At 77.4% G+C, this 16,786-nt stretch carries 14 protein-coding genes and 1 pseudogene; 8 read left to right on the plus strand and 7 right to left on the minus strand.

Going from position 1 to position 16,786, the window contains the following annotated elements:
* Together HLB09_RS04475 and HLB09_RS19145 are read right to left on the minus strand one after the other, a co-directional pair.
* Nucleotides 1-523: pseudogene (locus HLB09_RS04475) on the minus strand (hypothetical protein); the annotation flags it as partial.
* An 8-nt stretch (nt 524-531) separates the two neighbouring features.
* Nucleotides 532-1,296, minus strand: coding sequence for a peptidylprolyl isomerase (locus HLB09_RS19145; protein WP_171202206.1), 765 nt, complete (start codon nt 1,294-1,296; stop codon nt 532-534).
* 133 nt (nt 1,297-1,429) lie between these two features.
* Here HLB09_RS19145 and HLB09_RS04485 point away from each other — a divergent pair, with 133 nt between their 5' ends.
* The 3 genes from HLB09_RS04485 (at nt 1,430) to HLB09_RS04495 (ending at nt 4,995) form a co-directional block, all read left to right on the plus strand.
* A complete protein-coding gene (locus tag HLB09_RS04485; RefSeq protein WP_171202207.1) occupies nt 1,430-2,197 on the plus strand; it encodes an MBL fold metallo-hydrolase in 768 nt (255 codons plus the stop codon).
* Nucleotides 2,197-3,573: a histidine--tRNA ligase gene (hisS, locus tag HLB09_RS04490; protein ID WP_171202208.1), complete on the plus strand. Its 1,377-nt coding sequence runs from the start codon at nt 2,197-2,199 to the stop codon at nt 3,571-3,573. Before HLB09_RS04485 ends, hisS begins: the two co-directional genes overlap by 1 nt.
* 333 nt (nt 3,574-3,906) lie before the next feature.
* Complete coding sequence (locus tag HLB09_RS04495; protein WP_171202209.1) at nt 3,907-4,995, plus strand: Rv2578c family radical SAM protein; 1,089 nt, start codon at nt 3,907-3,909, stop codon at nt 4,993-4,995.
* Between the two features lie 39 nt (nt 4,996-5,034).
* Here the strand turns inward: HLB09_RS04495 and HLB09_RS04500 are convergent, their stop codons facing one another.
* On the minus strand, nt 5,035-5,676 hold the full coding sequence (locus HLB09_RS04500; protein ID WP_171202210.1) for an alpha-ketoglutarate-dependent dioxygenase AlkB: 642 nt from the start codon (nt 5,674-5,676) through the stop codon (nt 5,035-5,037).
* An 80-nt stretch (nt 5,677-5,756) separates the two neighbouring features.
* A complete protein-coding gene (locus HLB09_RS04505) occupies nt 5,757-6,317 on the minus strand; it encodes a YbhB/YbcL family Raf kinase inhibitor-like protein (protein ID WP_212770551.1) in 561 nt (186 codons plus the stop codon).
* A gap of 207 nt (nt 6,318-6,524) precedes the next feature.
* Here HLB09_RS04505 and aspS point away from each other — a divergent pair, with 207 nt between their 5' ends.
* Genes aspS through HLB09_RS04525 form a run of 4 tightly spaced genes read left to right on the plus strand, consistent with a single transcriptional unit; the run spans nt 6,525 to nt 10,441 of the window.
* The gene (gene aspS / locus HLB09_RS04510; RefSeq protein ID WP_171202211.1) at nt 6,525-8,384 is read left to right on the plus strand and encodes an aspartate--tRNA ligase; all 1,860 of its coding nucleotides are present in this window, start codon (nt 6,525-6,527) and stop codon (nt 8,382-8,384) included.
* Nucleotides 8,381-8,905 carry a GNAT family N-acetyltransferase gene (locus tag HLB09_RS04515; RefSeq protein ID WP_171202212.1) on the plus strand — a complete coding sequence of 175 codons (525 nt, stop codon included), beginning with the start codon at nt 8,381-8,383 and terminating at the stop codon, nt 8,903-8,905. The genes aspS and HLB09_RS04515 overlap by 4 nt, the downstream gene beginning before the upstream one ends.
* 56 nt (nt 8,906-8,961) lie before the next feature.
* Complete coding sequence (locus HLB09_RS04520) at nt 8,962-9,579, plus strand: DedA family protein (protein ID WP_171202213.1); 618 nt, start codon at nt 8,962-8,964, stop codon at nt 9,577-9,579.
* 52 nt (nt 9,580-9,631) lie between these two features.
* The gene (locus tag HLB09_RS04525) at nt 9,632-10,441 is read left to right on the plus strand and encodes an LLM class F420-dependent oxidoreductase (RefSeq protein ID WP_171202214.1); all 810 of its coding nucleotides are present in this window, start codon (nt 9,632-9,634) and stop codon (nt 10,439-10,441) included.
* A 224-nt stretch (nt 10,442-10,665) separates the two neighbouring features.
* Here HLB09_RS04525 and HLB09_RS04530 read toward each other — a convergent pair whose 3' ends face one another.
* The 3 genes from HLB09_RS04530 to HLB09_RS19760 all read right to left on the minus strand — a co-directional run bounded on the left by HLB09_RS04530 (nt 10,666) and on the right by HLB09_RS19760 (nt 15,179).
* Nucleotides 10,666-12,687, minus strand: a complete 2,022-nt coding sequence (locus HLB09_RS04530; protein ID WP_171202215.1) for a VWA domain-containing protein — start codon at nt 12,685-12,687, stop codon at nt 10,666-10,668.
* 103 nt (nt 12,688-12,790) lie between these two features.
* On the minus strand, nt 12,791-14,245 hold the full coding sequence (locus HLB09_RS04535) for a sigma 54-interacting transcriptional regulator (protein WP_409372978.1): 1,455 nt from the start codon (nt 14,243-14,245) through the stop codon (nt 12,791-12,793).
* Nucleotides 14,246-14,291: 46 nt separating this feature from the next.
* Nucleotides 14,292-15,179 carry a GNAT family N-acetyltransferase gene (locus tag HLB09_RS19760; RefSeq protein ID WP_171202216.1) on the minus strand — a complete coding sequence of 296 codons (888 nt, stop codon included), beginning with the start codon at nt 15,177-15,179 and terminating at the stop codon, nt 14,292-14,294.
* Between the two features lie 195 nt (nt 15,180-15,374).
* On the opposite strand from HLB09_RS19760, the gene HLB09_RS04545 reads away from it, so the two are divergent.
* Nucleotides 15,375-16,730, plus strand: a complete 1,356-nt coding sequence (locus HLB09_RS04545) for a replication-associated recombination protein A (protein WP_171202219.1) — start codon at nt 15,375-15,377, stop codon at nt 16,728-16,730.
* The last annotated feature ends 56 nt before the right edge of the window (nt 16,731-16,786 follow it).

Consider the following 16,786-nt stretch of genomic DNA (forward strand, 5'->3'; position numbering starts at 1 on the left):
GTGCCGGTGCGGCCCCGGCGCCCGTCGCGGGCTCCGCGTCGGCCGCGGGCTCCGCGTCGGCCGACGGCGTCGTGCCGGCGTCCGGGGTGTCGTCGAGGGTGCCGCCCGAGGTGGCGGCAGGGGTGTCGCCGGGGTCGGCGTCGGCGACGGGGTCGCTGACGACCTCGTCCGCCGTGCTGCCCACCGCCACGGCGTCGTCCGAGGGCACGGCCGCCTCCGTCACCGGGCCCGCGTCCTCGGGCGAGGAGGTGCCCTCGGCGCGGGGGGCGTCCACCGCACCCTCCGGGTCGAGCCCGGCTGCGTCACGGGCGACGTCCTCCGCCGTCGTCACCGGGGTGGTCGGCTCGACCGCCGCGCCCGCGTCCTCCCCGTCCGCCGGCTGCTCGTCGCTCGCCGGACCGTCCGTCGCGGGCGCGCCCGCGTCGGCGTCGGCGTCGGGGGCCGCCTCGACGGCGACCTCCGGGGTGGTCGTCTCGGGCGCCGCCGTCTCCGGACGGGCCTCGTCCTCGCGCGGGGCGCTCACGGGGTCGCTCACTGCGTCGTCACTCCCTCGATGCTGATGGGGCGCGCGGGCGCGACCCCGTCGGCGGCGGTGCCGCCCTCGGCGATGGTCTGCACGACGTCGAGCCCCTCGGTCACGCGGCCGAAGACGGTGTACCCGCCCCCGGCGTCCGAGGGGATCGACGAGTCCTCGTAGACGAGGAAGAACTGGCTGCCGTTGCTGTCGCCGTCCCCGCCCTGGCGGGCCATGGCGAGCGTGCCGGCGGGGTAGACGTCGTCGGCGGGGGCGTTCTCCACGGGGCCGAAGCTGTACCCGGGCCCGCCCGTGCCGGTGCCCGTCGGGTCGCCGCACTGGAGCACGAAGATGCCCGACGTCACGAGCCGGTGGCACGGCGTGCCGGCGAAGAAGCCCTCGTCGGCCAGGAAGGCGAAGCTCGCGACCGCCTGCGGGGCGGCGTCGGGCAGGAGCTCGACGGTGATGTCGCCGCACGTCGTCGCGATGACCGCCGAGGTGGCGTCGCTCGAGCCGGGCGCAGGGGCGGCGTCGAACTGCGGCGGGTCGGCGACGGCGCCGGAGGTCGGGGTCGGGCAGGGCCCGGAGGCCTCGGTCGTGTCGTCGCCGCCCGTGACGGCCGTGACCACGCCGGCGGCGACGAGGGCGACGGCGAAGACGGCGCCGACGAGGACGAGGACGCGGTTCCGCCGTCGGCGCGCGGCCGCCTGCTGCTCCTGGCGTCGCAGGTGCTCCGCGTAGCGACGTCGTGCGTCGTCGCGCTCGCGCTTGCTGGGCGCCACCGATGGACCTCCGCTCGTCGACCTCCCGCCGGGCCTGCCGCCGTGGCGCGCCCTCCCCGGGACGGGAGCGGCGGCGGCCCGTGGCGGACGGCGGCGAGTCTATGCGCGGACGGGGCGTCGGTAGGCTCCCCCGGTGCTCCTGCGCAGCGTCCCGGCCCGCGTGCTGGGCACCAACACCACCGTCCTGGCCGCCCGGGCCGGCACGACGGGGTCGCCGGGGGAGTGCCTCGTGGTGGACCCGGGCATCGGCGTCGTCGACCGCCTCCTCCCGCTGCTCGAGCGGCTGCACCTGCGCCCGGTCGCCGTCGTCGCCACCCACGGGCACCTCGACCACGTCGCGGAGGCCGCCGCCGTCGCCGACCCCGCGGGCGCGCCGGTGCTGCTGGGCGCCGCCGACGTCCACCGCCTCGAGGACCCGCTCGAGGGGCTCGGGCCGCAGCTGCGCGCGGCGCTGCTGGCGCAGGTCCCCGGCTTCGCGTGGCGGCGCCCGGCGTCGGTGCGCGGGCTCGCCGGCGGCGACGAGGTCGTCGCGGGGTCGCTGCGCGTCCGCGCGGTGGCCGCCCCCGGCCACACGGAGGGCTCGACCCTCCTCGTCGTCGACGACGTGCCCGACGACGGCTCCTGGTCCGCCGCCGACGGGCTGCCCGCCGGCTCCCCGGCGGTCGCCGGGCAGGTGCGGAGCACGGTGATGACCGGCGACGTCCTCTTCGCCGGCTCCGTGGGCCGCACCGACCTGCCCGGCGGCGACGGCGCCGCCATGCGCGCCACGCTGCGCGACGTCGTCCTGGCGCTGCCCGACCACGCGCTCGTCGTGCCCGGCCACGGCCCGGCGTCGACCGTCGCGCGCGAGCGCGCCACGAACCCGTACCTGCTCGACCCCGACCTCCTGGAGAGCCCCTGATGGCCGCGCGCACCCCCCGACCCCTGTCGGGCTTCCCCGAGCTCCTCCCGGAGGAGCGGGTCGTCGAGGAGCACGTCCTCGACGTGCTGCGCGAGGTCTTCGAGCTGCACGGCTTCGCCGGCGTCGAGACGCGGGCGGTCGAGCCCCTGTCGGTCCTGCTGCGCAAGGGCGAGATCGACAAGGAGGTCTACGCCGTCCGCCGGCTCGCGGAGGTCGCCGAGGACGGCGCGGCCGCAGGGGCGGGCGGGGACGACGTCCTCGCGCTGCACTACGACCTCACAGTGCCCTTCGCGCGCTACGTGCTCGAGAACGCCGGGAAGCTGGCCTTCCCCTTCCGCCGGTACCAGGTGCAGAAGGTCTGGCGCGGGGAGCGGCCGCAGGAGGGCCGGTTCCGCGAGTTCCGCCAGGCGGACGTCGACGTCGTCGACGCCGGCTCGCTGGCGCCGCACCACGAGGCCGAGCTGCCGCTCGTCATGGCCGACGCCTTCGCCCGCCTCCCGCTGCCGCCCGTCGTCATGCAGGTCAACAACCGGCGCCTCGTCGAGGGCTTCTACCGCGGCCTCGGGCTCGCGGACACGGCCGCGGTGATGCGCGAGGTCGACAAGCTCGACAAGACCTCGCCCGAGCGGGTGCGCGCCTCCCTCGTCGACGGCGTCGGGCTGGGGGAGCGGGAGGCGGACGCCTGCCTGGCGCTGGCGACGCTGCGCGCCGAGCCCGGCAGCACCGGCTTCGTCGACGAGGTCCGCGGGCTGGGCGTCCGCGACGAGCTGCTCGACCAGGGCCTCGACGAGCTGGCCGCCGTCGTCGCCGCCACGGGGGCCGTCGGTGGCGGCTCCTTCCGGGTCGTCGCCGACCTGTCCATCACCCGTGGTCTCGACTACTACACGGGCACCGTCTACGAGAGCCGGATGACGGGCTACGAGCACCTCGGCTCGATCTGCTCGGGCGGCCGCTACGACGCCCTCGCCGACGACGGCCGGACGACCTACCCGGGCGTCGGGCTCTCGCTCGGGGTCACGCGCACCCTCGTGCCGCTCCTGCAGCGGGGGCTGCTGCGCGCCTCGCGGCCGACGCCGACGGCCGTGCTCGTCGCCGTCGCGGACGAGGAGCACCGCGGGGCCTCGGCCGCCGTCGCCGCCGCGCTGCGGGCCCGCGGCGTCGCCACCGAGGTGGCGCCGTCGGCCGCGCGCTTCGGCAAGCAGATCCGCTACGCCGACCGCCGCTCCATCCCCTTCGTGTGGTTCCCCCAGGAGGACGGCTCGCACGAGGTCAAGGACATCCGCTCCGGCGACCAGGGGCCCGCGGACCCGGCGACGTGGGCGCCGCCCGCCGAGGACGCCCGCCCGACCGTCGCCTGGCACGAGCCCACCGCCTGACGGCGGGTCGTCGCCGTCCGCCCTGAGGGACGGGCCCGGGAGGGCGACTCGTCGCCTGTTCGCCCTCGGGGCGGTGGTCGGGAGGGCGAGTCGTCGCCTGCTCGCCCTCCACGCCCCTAGCGCGGACCTCGCGGGCCGAGGCGCCGTGAGGGCGGCGGGAGCGCGGACCTCGCGGGGCGACGCGCCGCCTCGTCGCCCTCGAGGTCCGCGCTCGTGGCGCCGGTCGCCGCCTCGCCCGAGCGCTGGACCACTGCACCATCCGAGCGCGCCGACGAGACGCGCGGCGACGCCGGGCGCTTGACGCCTCGTCGGACAGGTGTTCGACTCACCGCTGTGAGGTGGCAGACGCAGACGCTGGCCGCGGTCGACGACGGGGCGCTGCCCGGGCTGGCGGCGGCGAGCATCCCGGGGCTCCAGCGCACCGTGCGGACGCCGGAGTTCGCGGGCGTCACCTTCCACGAGGTGCGCGCCCGCAGCGCCCTCAACGCGGTGCCGGCGGGGTCGGCCATGCCGTTCCGGTGGACGGTCAACCCCTACCGCGGCTGCAGCCACGCGTGCGTCTACTGCTTCGCCCGGGGCACCCACGCCTACCTCGACCTCGACACCGGCGAGGGCTTCGACCGCGAGGTCGTCGTCAAGACGAACGTCGCCGAGGTGCTGCGCCGCGAGCTCGGCCGGGCGTCGTGGGAGCGCGAGCACGTGGCGCTCGGCACGAACACCGACCCCTACCAGCGGGCGGAGGGGCGCTACCGGCTCATGCCGGGCGTCATCGAGGCGCTCGCGTCCTCCGGCACGCCGTTCTCCGTGCTGACGAAGGGGACGCTGCTGGCGCGCGACCTGCCGCAGCTCGCCCGGGCCGCCGGGCAGGTGCCCGTCGGGATCGGCGTGTCCCTGGCCATCTGGGACGACGACCTCCACCAGGCGCTCGAGCCCGGGACGCCCTCGCCCCGCGCGCGGCTCGAGCTCGTGCGCCGCGTCCGCGACGCCGGGTTGCCGTGCGGCGTCTTCGTCGCCCCGGTGCTCCCGTGGCTGACCGACACCGTCGAGCACCTCGACGAGGCCCTCGGGCGGGTCGCGGCGGCGGGCGCGACGGGCGTCACCGTGCTGCCGCTGCACCTGCGACCCGGCGCGCGGGAGTGGTTCTGGGCGTGGCTCGAGCGCACGCACCCGCGGCTCGTGCCGCGCTACGCCCGCCTCTACGGCCGCGGCGCCTACGTCCCGCCGCACTACCGGTCGTGGCTGCAGGAGCGGCTGGCGCCGCTGCTGGCCCACCACGGCCTCGACCGCCAGCGCGGCGGGGTCGCCCGCGGCGTCCCCGGCGACGACGAGGGCGCCTTCCCCGCCGGCAGCCTGCCGACGGGGGCGGGTCGCCGACCGCAGGTCGCCGCCGCGGAGCCCGAGCAGCTGCCCCTCGCCCTCTGAGGCCGGCGGGGCGCAGGTCCGGCCCGCGCCGCGACCTCCTCAGCGCACGCCGCGCGGGCGCAGCTGGACGCTGACGCGGGGCCCGACCGGCCGGCTCGTCTTGGGGACGGCGTGCTCCCACGTGCGCTGGCACGAGCCGCCCATGACGAGGAGGTCGCCGTGGCCCACGGGGACGCGCAGCGCCGTCGGGCCGCCGCCGCGCGGGCGCAGCACGAGGGGGCGCGGGGCGCCCAGCGACAGGATCGCGACGACGGTGTCCTCGCGGCTCGAGCGCCCCAGCCGGTCGCCGTGCCACGCGACGCCGTCGCGCCCGTCCCGGTACAGGCACAGGCCCGCGGTGCGCAGGGGCTCGCCGAGCTCGGGGAGGTAATGCGCCGAGAGGGCGTCGCGCGCACGGGCGAGCAGGGGGTGGGGCAGGAGCGCCTCCTCGCCGTAGAAGCAGAGCAGGCGGGGCACGTCGACCTCGCGCTCGTACATCTGCCGGCGCTCGGCGCGCCACGGCACCGCGGTGAGCAGGTGCTCGAAGAGCGCGCCCGACGACTCGACCCAGCCCGGGCGGACGTCCACCCAGGCGCCTCTGGAGAGCTCGTGCCGCACGAGCCCCTCGGTCAGCTCGCCGAGGCGGGGCCCGGCGTCCTCCGCGACGTCGTCGAGGAGGGACGGCTGCGTCGTCAGCGACATGGGCCCCAGCCTACGTCACGGGTCGAACACATGTTCGACCCGTGACGCAGGTGGGGACGGCCTTGGTGGAGGGGGGCTGGTCAGCCGTCCTGGGCCGGCAGGTCGTACGTCGCGACGAGCGTCGCCCGGGCGAGCGTGTGCGAGAAGAGGTTGAAGCCCAGCTGCGCGGGCGGGGCGTCGGCGTCGAGGCCGAGGCTCTCGACGTCGACGGCGTGGACGACGACCCAGTAGTGGTGCGTGCGGTGCCCGGGCGGCGGCGCGGCGCCGACGAACCCGGCGAAGCCGCCGTCGTTGCGCAGCTGGACGGCGCCCTCGGGCAGGCCGCTCGTCGCCGCGCCGCGGAGGAGCGACGTCGTGGAGGCGGGCAGGTCGGCGACGGCCCAGTGCCAGAAGCCGGACGCCGTCGGCGCGTCGGGGTCGTAGACGGTGACGGCGAAGCTCTTCGTGCCCTCCGGCGCGCCCGACCACGACAGCTGCGGGGAGACGTCCTCGCCCCCCTCGACGCCGAAGGCCCCGCTGGCGTGCCGGTCGGCGAGGCGCTCGCCCTCGGCGACGTCCTCGCTGGTCACGGAGAACGACGGCACCTGCGGCAGGTGCTCGTAGGGGTCGATCGGGCCTCGGCCGGTGGTCGGGTCGCTCACGGTGGTCTCCTCCTCGCGGGGCGTGCGGCGGCCGCTCGGGGCGGCGCCGCCGGTCGGGGGCCATGCTCGGCGGCGCGGGCCGTCGTCGCACCTCGCCCGTAGGATCGCCGCGCCCGTCGGCGGGCGCCGGTGCTGCACCGGCGGCCGCGGGCGCGACACCCAGCCCGGCCGCCCGACCGCCGGGGACACCACGTGAGAGGACCCACCGTGCTCCGCACCCACGAGGCCGGCACTCTGCGCGCCGACCACGCCGCCGACGCCCCCGCCGCCGAGGGGACGGCGCCCGACGCGGCGACCGTGACGCTGGCGGGCTGGGTGGCCCGGCGCCGCGACCACGGCGGGGTGGCCTTCCTCGACCTGCGCGACGCCTCGGGCGTCGTCCAGGTCGTCGTCCGCGACGAGCTGCTCGAGTCCTCCGGCGCGCACGACCTGCGCAGCGAGTACGTCGTGCAGGTCACGGGCGCGGTGCGCCGGCGTCCCGCGGGCAACGAGAACCCCGACCTGCCCACGGGCGAGGTCGAGGTCGTGGCGTCCGAGCTGGTCGTGCTCTCGACGGCCGACCCCCTGCCCTTCCCCGTCGAGGCCTCCGGCTCGGGGGAGGTCGGCGAGGAGGTGCGCCTCAAGCACCGCTACCTCGACCTGCGCCGCTCCGGCCCCGCCGCGGCGCTGCGGCTGCGCAGCGCCGTCAACCGGGCCGCCCGCGGCGTCCTCGACGGCCACGGCTTCACCGAGGTCGAGACCCCGACGCTCACCCGCTCCACCCCCGAGGGCGCCCGCGACTTCCTCGTGCCGGCGCGGCTGCAGCCCGGCAGCTGGTACGCGCTGCCGCAGAGCCCGCAGCTGTTCAAGCAGCTGCTCATGGTCGGCGGAGTGGAGCGCTACTACCAGCTCGCCCGCTGCTACCGCGACGAGGACTTCCGCGCCGACCGGCAGCCGGAGTTCACCCAGCTCGACGTCGAGATGAGCTTCGTCGACGCCGAGGACGTCATCGCGCTCACCGAGGAGCTGCTCACCGCGCTGTGGCGCACGGCCGGGCACGAGATCGGGGGCCCGATCCCGCGGATGACGTACGCCGAGGCCATGGCGCGCTACGGCAGCGACAAGCCCGACCTGCGCTTCGGGCTCGAGCTCGTCGAGTGCACCGACTACTTCCGCGAGACGCCCTTCCGCGTCTTCCAAGCGCCCTACGTCGGCGCGGTCGTCATGCCGGGCGGGGCGAGCCAGCCCCGCAAGCAGCTCGACGCCTGGCAGGAGTGGGCCAAGCAGCGCGGGCACCGCGGCCTCGCCTACGTCCTCGTCGGCGAGGACGGCGAGCTCGGCGGCCCCGTGGCCAAGAACCTCTCCGAGGCCGAGCGCGCGGGGCTCGCGGCCCACGTCGGGGCGAGCCCCGGCGACTGCGTCTTCTTCGCCGCCGGGCCGGCGTTCTCCGCCCGCGGGCTGCTCGGCGCCGCCCGTCTCGAGGTCGGCCGCCGCACCGGGGCCGTCGACGAGAGCGCGTGGGCCTTCGTCTGGGTCGTCGACGCCCCGCTGTTCGAGCCCGCCGACGACGCGACGGCCTCCGGGGACGTCGCCGTCGGCTCGGGGGCGTGGACGGCGGTGCACCACGCCTTCACCGCGCCGACCCCCGAGTGGGTCGACCGCTTCGAGGAGGACCCGGGCGCCGCGCTCTCGCAGGCCTACGACATCGTCTGCAACGGCAACGAGATCGGCGGCGGGTCCATCCGCATCCACTCGCGGTCCGTGCAGGAGCGGGTCTTCGCCGTCATGGGCCTGGCCGAGGAGGACGCGCGGGCCAAGTTCGGCTTCCTCCTCGACGCCTTCGCCTACGGCGCCCCGCCGCACGGCGGCATCGCGCTCGGCTGGGACCGCATCTGCGCGCTGCTCGCGGGCGTCGACTCCATCCGCGAGGTCATCGCCTTCCCCAAGAGCGGCGGCGGCTACGACCCGCTCACGGCGGCGCCGGCGCCCATCACCGCCGAGCAGCGCAAGGAGGCCGGGGTGGACGCGAAGCCCCAGCCCGGCCCCGGCGAGCCGCCGACGGCGCCCGAGCGCGGCGGCACGTCGTGACCGTCGTCGTCCGCCCCGAGGGGCCCGAGGACGAGACCGCCGTCGCCGCCGTCGTCACCGCCGCCTTCACGGGGGCGGGCGCGCAGCCGGGGCCCGAGGCGGCCTTCGTGCACGAGCTGCGGCTGGAGCCGGGCGCCTACCTCGCCCGGTACAGCCTCGTGGCGGTCGACGACGGCGACGTCGTCGGGCACGTGCTGGCCAGCCGCATCCACGTCGGGCAGGCGCCGGCCCTCGCGCTGGCGCCCGTGTCGGTGCACCCGGACCACCAGAGCTCCGGCGTCGGGCGCCAGCTCGTCGAGCGCGTGCTCGCCGAGGCCACGGTGGCGGGGGAGACCCTCGTGCTCGTCCTCGGAGACCCGGCCTTCTACGGGCGCTTCCGCTTCGAGCCGGCCTCGGAGCTCGGCATCACCGGGCCCTACGCCGGGCCGGAGTTCATGGCGCGGCGGCTGGCTGCCGACGCCCCCGTGGGAGAGGCCGTCTACTCGCCGGTCTTCACGCGGCTGGAGCAGGGCCGGCTCTAGGGCCGCACCCAGCCCGCTCCCGGGCGACCCGGTGACGGGTGGGCCAGGATGGCGCCGTGAGCCTCCTCGACCCGCAGCACCTGCTCGCGACCTCCGGGCTGGTGGGGCTCTTCGCCGTCCTCTTCGCCGAGACGGGACTGCTCGTCGGCTTCTTCCTGCCGGGCGACTCCCTGCTGTTCTCCGCGGGCATCCTCACGGCGACGTCGGCGAGCGACGCCGCCCACCTGCCGCTCGGTGCGGCGATGGCGGCCGCCGCGGCCGGGGCGCTCGCCGGCGCGGAGGTCGGGTACCTCATCGGCCGTCGCGCGGGACCGCCGCTGCTGGACCGCCCCGACCGTCCGCGCCTGCAGGCGGGGGTGCGACGCGCCGAGGGGGTCCTCGAGCGCTACGGCTACGGCAAGGCGGTCGTCCTCGCGCGCTTCATCCCCGTGGTGCGCACCCTCATGAACCCGCTCGCCGGCGCCGTCGGCATGCGCGCCGGCTCCTTCACGCTGTGGCAGGCCGCGGGCGGGCTCGTCTGGTCCGTGGGTCTCATCCTCGTGGGCCACGAGCTCGGCGCGCGCATCCCGGGCATCGACACCTACCTGCTGCCGGTCATCGCCGTCGTGGTCGTCGTGTCGCTCCTGCCCTTCGCCGTCGAGCTGCTGCGCGCCCGCCGCCGCAGCGCCTCCTGACCGGTCCCGACGGCTCGCCCCGTCGGGGGTGCCGCGCTCGTAGTCTCCGGGCGTGACCACCGCCGAGACCGGCCAGACCCCGGACGCCGCCCGCCCCGTGCGCGTCGGCGTGCAGATCCAGCCGCAGCACGCCGACTACGCCCAGATCCGCCGTGCCGTCGCCGCCGCCGAGGAGACCGGCGTCGACCTGGTGATGAACTGGGACCACTTCTTCCCGCTCTACGGCGAGCCCGACGGCAAGCACTTCGAGTGCTGGACCATGCTCGGCGCCTGGGCCGAGGCCACCGAGCGCGTGGAGATCGGCGCGCTCGTCAGCTGCAACTCCTACCGGAACCCCGACCTGCTCGCCGACATGGCCCGCACGGTCGACCACGTCAGCGACGGACGGCTCGTCCTCGGCATCGGCGCCGGCTGGTTCGAGCGCGACTACGACGAGTACGGCTACGACTTCCGCACCGCCGGTGCCCGCATCGGCGACCTGGGCGAGGCCCTGCCGCGCATCGAGGCGCGCTGGGCGAAGCTCAACCCGGCCCCCGTCCGCGACATCCCCGTCATGGTCGGCGGCAGCGGCGAGAAGAAGACCCTGCCGCTCGTCGCCCGCCACGCCGACATCTGGCACGCCTTCGGCGACGCCGAGACGGTCCAGCGCAAGGGCGCGATCCTCGACGGCTACTGCCGCGACCTCGGCCGCGACCCGCGGGAGGTCGAGCGCTCCGCCGGGGTGGAGGGCGACCCGTCCGCCGTCGGCGACGCGATGCTCGCCGCCGGCGTCACGCTCTTCACCGTCAGCACCGGCGGACCCGACTACGACCTCGGCCCCCTGCGCGACTGGCTCGCCTGGCGCGACGAGCGCAACGCCTGACCCCGAGGGCGAGTCGTCGCCTGTTCGCCCCCGCAGGGGGCTCTCGGGGGCGAGTCGTCGCCTGTTCGCCCCCGGGAGGGGCGCTCCTGGGGGCGAGTCGTCGCCTGTTCGCCCCGGGAGGGGCGCTCCTGGGGGCGAGTCGTCGCCTGATCGCCCCGGGAGGGGGCTCTCGGGGGGCGAGTCGTCGCCTGTTCGCCCGAGGAGTCGGCGTCGACGCGGCGACGTCAGCCGCGGGCGGCGCGGGCGTCGAGGTAGTCGCTGACGACGTACTCGCCGAGCCGGTCGGTCGACGGCGCCAGCACGCGGCCGCCGTTGCGGCGGGCGAGGGCGTCGACGAAGCGGCGCAGGCCCGGGTCGTCGCCGAGGACGAAGGTGCTGATCGGCGTCCGCATGCGGGTGAGCGCGTCGACCTCGTGGACGGTCGCCTCGATGGTCTCGGGCAGGCTCGGCCACCAGAACACGGCCTCGCCGTCCTCGAGGTGCGCCGTCGGCTCGCCGTCGGTGACGACGAGGACGACGGGGTCCAGACCGGGGTGCCGGCCGACGTGCCGCCGCGCCAGCGCGAGGGCGTGCTGGAGGTTGGTGCCCTGCACGCCGGACGGCTCGACGGCGGCGAGCTCGGCCGCCGTCAGGACCTCGGCGGTGCGCCCGAAGCCGATGATCTCCAGCTCGTCGCCGGGGAACCGGGTCGCGATGAGGTGGGACAGCGCCAGCGCCGTCTGCTTCATCGGCGCCCAGCGCCCCTCGGCGACCATGGAGAACGACAGGTCGACGCACAGCGCCACGGCGGCGCCCGTGCGGCGCTCGGTCTCGACGACGGCGAAGTCGTCGACGTCCAGCGCGACGGCGCCGCCGTCCGCGCGCCCGGGCGTCCCCGCCGTCCGCAGCACCGCCCGCTGCACGGTCCGGACGGCGTCGAGCGGCTGCTCGTCGCCGAACTCCCACGCGCGCCAGCTGCCCGTGGCCTCGCCGGCGGCGCCGGCCGACCGGTCGTCGTGCTGCCCCCGCCGCCCGTCGCGCAGGCGCGAGAAGACCGCCGCGAGGGCCGTCTGCCCCAGCCGGCGCATCGCCTTCGGGGTGAGGGACAGCGCGTCGGCGCCGTCGCGCGAGAGCCAGCCCTGGCGGCGGAGCTCGGCGTCCAGCTCCTGCAGCGCCCGGACGTCGGCCGCCGCCCCGGCGCCGAGCTGGCGCTCGACGGCCTCCACGTCGACGTCGTCGAGCGTCGCCCCCGGGTAGTCCTGCCCCAGGGCCTGCGAGAGGGAGTCGAGGTCGGAGAGCTCGGCGAGGGCGTCGGTCGCCTCGCCGACGCCCATCGGGTCGGAACCGGTGAAGCGCTCGCGCGAGCGCCGGTCGAGGCCCGGCCGCAGGGCGCGCAGCGCGTCGCCGAGGGCCGCCATCTCCGCCTCGAGGCCGGCGTCGCCGAGGGCGTCCGCCATGAGGTCGGAGAGCTCGGCGCGCTGCTGGGGCGACAGGGAGGAGAGCATCCGGTCCATGGCCGCCTGCCGGCGCGCCAGCTCGTCGACGAGCTCCTCGACGCTCTCCGGGCGGTCGTCGCCGAAGGCGTCGCCGTGGCGCTCCATGAACCGCTCGAACTGCTCGGTCGTGTCCTCGCCGCGCGCGTGGGCCGCCAGCAGGGCGTTGAGGTCGGCGAGCATGTCCTTCATCTGCGCCATCGCGGCGGCCTGCTGGGCGCGGGCCCCCTCGGCGTCGCCGCCCTCCTCGGCGGCCCGGCGGGCCTCCCGCGCCGCGGCCAGCGCGTCCCGCAGCCCGGTGAACTGCGCGCCCATGACGTCGTCGCGCAGCTGCTCGCGGATCTGGCGGTAGAGCTGCTCGGCCACCGGGCTGCGCCACGTGTCGTCCTCGAGCTCGCGCACCGCCTCGGCCGTGTCGCGGGGGAGGTCGTCGAGGCGCTGCTCGCGCTCGCGCGCGGCGTCGTCGTCGGACATGGCCAGGGCCTCGCGCTCGGCGTCGAGGGCCTGCGCGAGCTGCTCGCGGGCGCGCTGCAGCGGCCCCGCCAGGTCGCCGGAGCGCCGCAGCTCCTTCTGCCGCCGCGCCGCCCGGGCGGCGAGGTCGCGCAGCCCGCGGCGCCCGTCCTCGCCGCGCTCGAGGAGGTCGCGCAGCGCGTCGCGCACGCTGCGGCCCTCCATGACCTCGCGCCCGAGGGCGTCGACGGCGGCGCGGACGTCGAGCGGGCCGGCCAGCGGGTCGGGGCCGCCGGCCCACGCGCCGTAGGAGAAGCGGGCCATGAGGACCTCCGGGGGAGGGGCGTGCGGTGCGGGACGGGCGCCGGCCCGGACCGGCCCTGGGCGGACCTGTCCGGGCGCGGGCCGGGGGGCGGGCTGGCGGCGGTCAGCCGCCGTAGAGCGTGCGGGGCCCGCCGGGAGCCTCGACGACCTCCTTGCCGAGGCGCCGCAGCAGGTGCAGCCCCTCGAGGACGAGCTCGACGGCCGAGGCGGCCTGCGGGGCGCTGGGCTCGTCGCCGAAGCCGAAGGCGTCGAGCACCTGCGCGAGGCCCGGCACCGCGCCGAGCGAGGCGAGGACGTCGGCGGCGGGCACGAGCTCGCCCGTCTCGACGGTCCCGCCGTCGGCGACGACGGAGGTGAAGCCCGACAGGTCGAGCCCCCGCGTGCGGCGCCGGAACACCTCGGCCACGGCGGTGCGCCGCAGGTGCTCGAGGACGTCGTGCTCGCGGCCCTCCTCGCCGGACTCGAACTCGACCTTGCCGCGCAGCGTCGTCACGACCGACTCGGTGTCGCCGACGCGCGCCACGGCGGGCTGCTCGCCCACGAGGGCCGAGCGGCGCAGCGCGGCGGCGGCCGTCGTCTCGGCCGCGGCGACGGCGAAGCGCGCCGAGACACCGGAGCGCTGGTCCACCGAGGGCGACTCGCGCACGGCGCGGGTGAAGCGCACGAGGACCTCGAGCAGGACGTCGGGCAGCTCGGCCGCCAGCGCGGCCTCCTGCCGGACGAGGGCCACCTCGGCGTCGACGTCGAGGGGGTAGTGGGTGCGGACCTCGGCGCCGAAGCGGTCCTTCAGCGGCGTGATGATCCGCCCGCGGTTCGTGTAGTCCTCCGGGTTCGCCGTCGCGACGACGAGGAGGTCGAGCGGCAGGCGCAGGGCGTACCCGCGGACCTGGATGTCGCGCTCCTCGAGCACGTTGAGCAGCGCCACCTGGATGCGCTCGGCCAGGTCCGGCAGCTCGTTGACGACGAAGATGCCGCGGTGGGCCCGCGGCACGAGGCCGAAGTGGATGGTCTCCGGGTCCCCGAGGCTGCGGCCCTGCGCCACCTTGACGGGGTCGACGTCGCCGACGAGGTCGCCGACGCTCGTGTCCGGCGTCGCGAGCTTCTCGGTGTAGCGCGAGCTGCGGTGCAGCCAGCCGACCTCGAGGTCGTCGCCGTGCTCGGCGGCCAGGGCGCGCGCGGTCGCCGAGACGGGCGCGTAGGGGTGGTCGTGCAGCTCGCTGCCGGCGACGACCGGCGTCCACTCGTCGAGGAGCCCGACGAGCGTGCGGGCCAGGCGCGTCTTGCCCTGGCCCCGCTCGCCGAGGAGCACGAGGTCGTGCCCGGCGAGCAGCGCGCGCTCGACCTCGGGGACGACCGTGTCCTCGTAGCCGACGACGCCGGGGAACCGCTCGGCGGCGGTGCGGCCCGCGCGCATGGCGGCGAGGAGGTTCTCGCGCATCTCCTCGCGCACGCCGCGCAGGACGTGGCCGCTCGCGCGCAGGGCGCCGAGGGTGCGGGGGAGGTCGGCGGGCGGGACGGGGTCGAGCAGCAGCTCGGTGGCGTCGACGGGGGCGGTCACGCCGGTGGGGGCGGAGGGGGTCGGCTCAGCCGGAGGGGTCACCTCCTCACGCTACGTCCGCCCCGGGCGGCGCGCCGCGACGGGACCTGCGTCGAGGGCCGCGGTGACCGGGGGCGCCCTCAGGCGGCGGGGCCCGGGAGGTCGGCGGGCGCACGACCCGGGAGGAGAACCGGTGGGCCCAGGTCCACCCGAGCCGCGTGTACATCCGCCGGGCGACGTCGTTGTCGGCGTACATGCCGAGCGTGACGGCGGGCGCCTCCCGCAGGAGGTGCCGGGTCGCCCCCGCGGTGACGGCGGCGCCGTGGCCGCGCCCCCGCAGGTCGGGGTGCGTCGCCACGGACGCCAGGTGCGGCGCGGGGCCGCCGTCGTCACCCGTCGCGGCGACGCACGCGACGACGCGGTCGCCGCGTCGGAGGCCGAACCAGGCGCGCGCGTGCGCGTCCCCGGGCTGCACCGACGAGCGGGGGCTGGCCGCAGCCAGCAGGTCCGCCACCGCGGCCGCGTCCGGCCCCGGCCGCTCGCGGGTGCCGACGTCGAGGACGGCGACGTCCTCCTCACCGGGGAGGGGTGCCGCCGGTGCGGACGTCGTCCACGCCCAGTCCCAGTCGTCCCCGCCGACCAGGCGGGCACCCACGGCCGGCTCCTGCTCCAGCAGCAGCTCCGGGGTCCCGCGGGGCAGGGTCACGAGCGCCGGGGCCGCGTCGTCGAGCACCGCCGCGACGAGGGCCACGGCGTCGTCGGCGGGCCCGAGGACGACGAGGGACCGGCCGCGTCGACGGTCGGCGAGCACGCCCGTCGCCGCGCCCCGCCGCCAGGCGCCGTGCACGCGCGACGGCGCGAGGTGCCAGCGGAGGAACGGGTCTCCGGCCGGGGCTCCCAGGGGCAGGGCGACGGGCTCCGGGGCTCCGGCGCACGGGCGGTGCGGGTGCGGCACGAGGCGATCCTGGCACCGGCCGCACGAGGACCGCGCCACGCCCGGCGGCAGGCGGGCGGGCGGCGGAGGAGCGAGGGTCGTCACGCCTAGCCTGGCGCCGTGAGCGGGCCGGACCTCTTCAGCGACGACGACGCGGCCCCCGCGGCGCCGGGCCGGCCCTCCGCCGAGGGCGCGCGCCCTCCGCTCGCCGTCCGGATGCGCCCGCGGACGCTGGACGAGGTCGTGGGCCAGCAGCACCTGCTGCGCGCGGGGTCGCCGCTGCGGCGCCTCGTCGAGAGCCTCTCCGCCGCGGGCGGAGCGGACCCGCGGCCGCCCGACGGGGCGCCGCGCCGCGTGACCCGGGCCGCGCCGACGTCCGTCGTGCTGTGGGGGCCGCCGGGCACGGGCAAGACGACGCTCGCGCACGTCGTCTCCCGGGCGAGCGGCGGGGACTTCGAGGAGCTGTCCGCCATCACCGCCGGGGTCAAGGACGTCCGCCGGGTCATGGACGTCGCCCGCGAGCGCCGCGACCTCCACCGTCGGCGGACCGTCCTCTTCCTCGACGAGATCCACCGCTTCACCAAGGCCCAGCAGGACGCGCTGCTGCCGGGGGTGGAGAACGGCGTCGTCGTGCTCGTCGCCGCGACGACGGAGAACCCGAGCTTCAGCGTGATCTCCCCGCTGCTGTCGCGCTCGCTGCTGCTCACCCTGCAGCCGCTCGAGCCGGCCGACGTGCGCGGCCTGCTGGGGCGGGCGCTCGCCGACGAGCGCGGCCTCGCCGGCGAGGTGGCCGTGGAGGACGACGCCCTCGAGCACCTCGTCCGGGTCGCGGAGGGCGACGCCCGGCGGGCCCTCACGGCCCTCGAGGCGGCGGCGGGGGCGGCGGCGGCCGACGCCTGGGAGGCCGGGCTGCCCGACGACGAGCCCGTGCCGCTGCGCCTCGAGCACGCCGAGCGCGCGCTCGAGGCCGCCGTCCTGCGCTACGACCGCGACGGCGACCAGCACTACGACGTCATCAGCGCCTTCATCAAGTCGATGCGGGGCAGCGACGTCGACGCCGCGCTGCACTACCTGGCGCGGATGCTCGAGGCGGGGGAGGACCCGCGCTTCATCGCCCGGCGGATCGTCGTGGCGGCGAGCGAGGACGTCGGCATGGCCGACCCGACGGCGCTGCAGACGGCGGTGGCGGCGGCCCAGGCGGTCCAGCTGCTGGGGATGCCGGAGGCGCGCATCACCCTGGCGCAGGCCGTCGTCCACCTGGCGACGGCGCCGAAGTCGAACGCGGCCTACCTCGGCGTCGACGCCGCCGTGGCCGACGTGCGCGCCGGGCGGGCCGGCGTCGTGCCGCCGCACCTGCGCGACGGCCACTACGCGGGGTCCGCGCGGCTCGGGCACGGCGTCGGGTACGTGTACGCCCACGACGCCCCGCACGGGGTCGCTCCGCAGCAGCACCTGCCCGACGCGCTCGTCGGCCGGCGCTACTACGCGCCCACCGACCGGGGCGCCGAGCGGGAGATCGGGGCGCGCCTGGAGCGGCTGCGCGCGGTGCTCGAGGGGCGCGCCCGGCCCTGAGCCGACGCCCGGCGCGGAGCGCTCGACCCCCCGGAGCGGCTCAGCGGCGCAGCAGC

Source organism: Pseudokineococcus marinus (assembly GCF_013004605.1).
GTDB lineage: Bacteria > Actinomycetota > Actinomycetes > Actinomycetales > Quadrisphaeraceae > Pseudokineococcus > Pseudokineococcus marinus.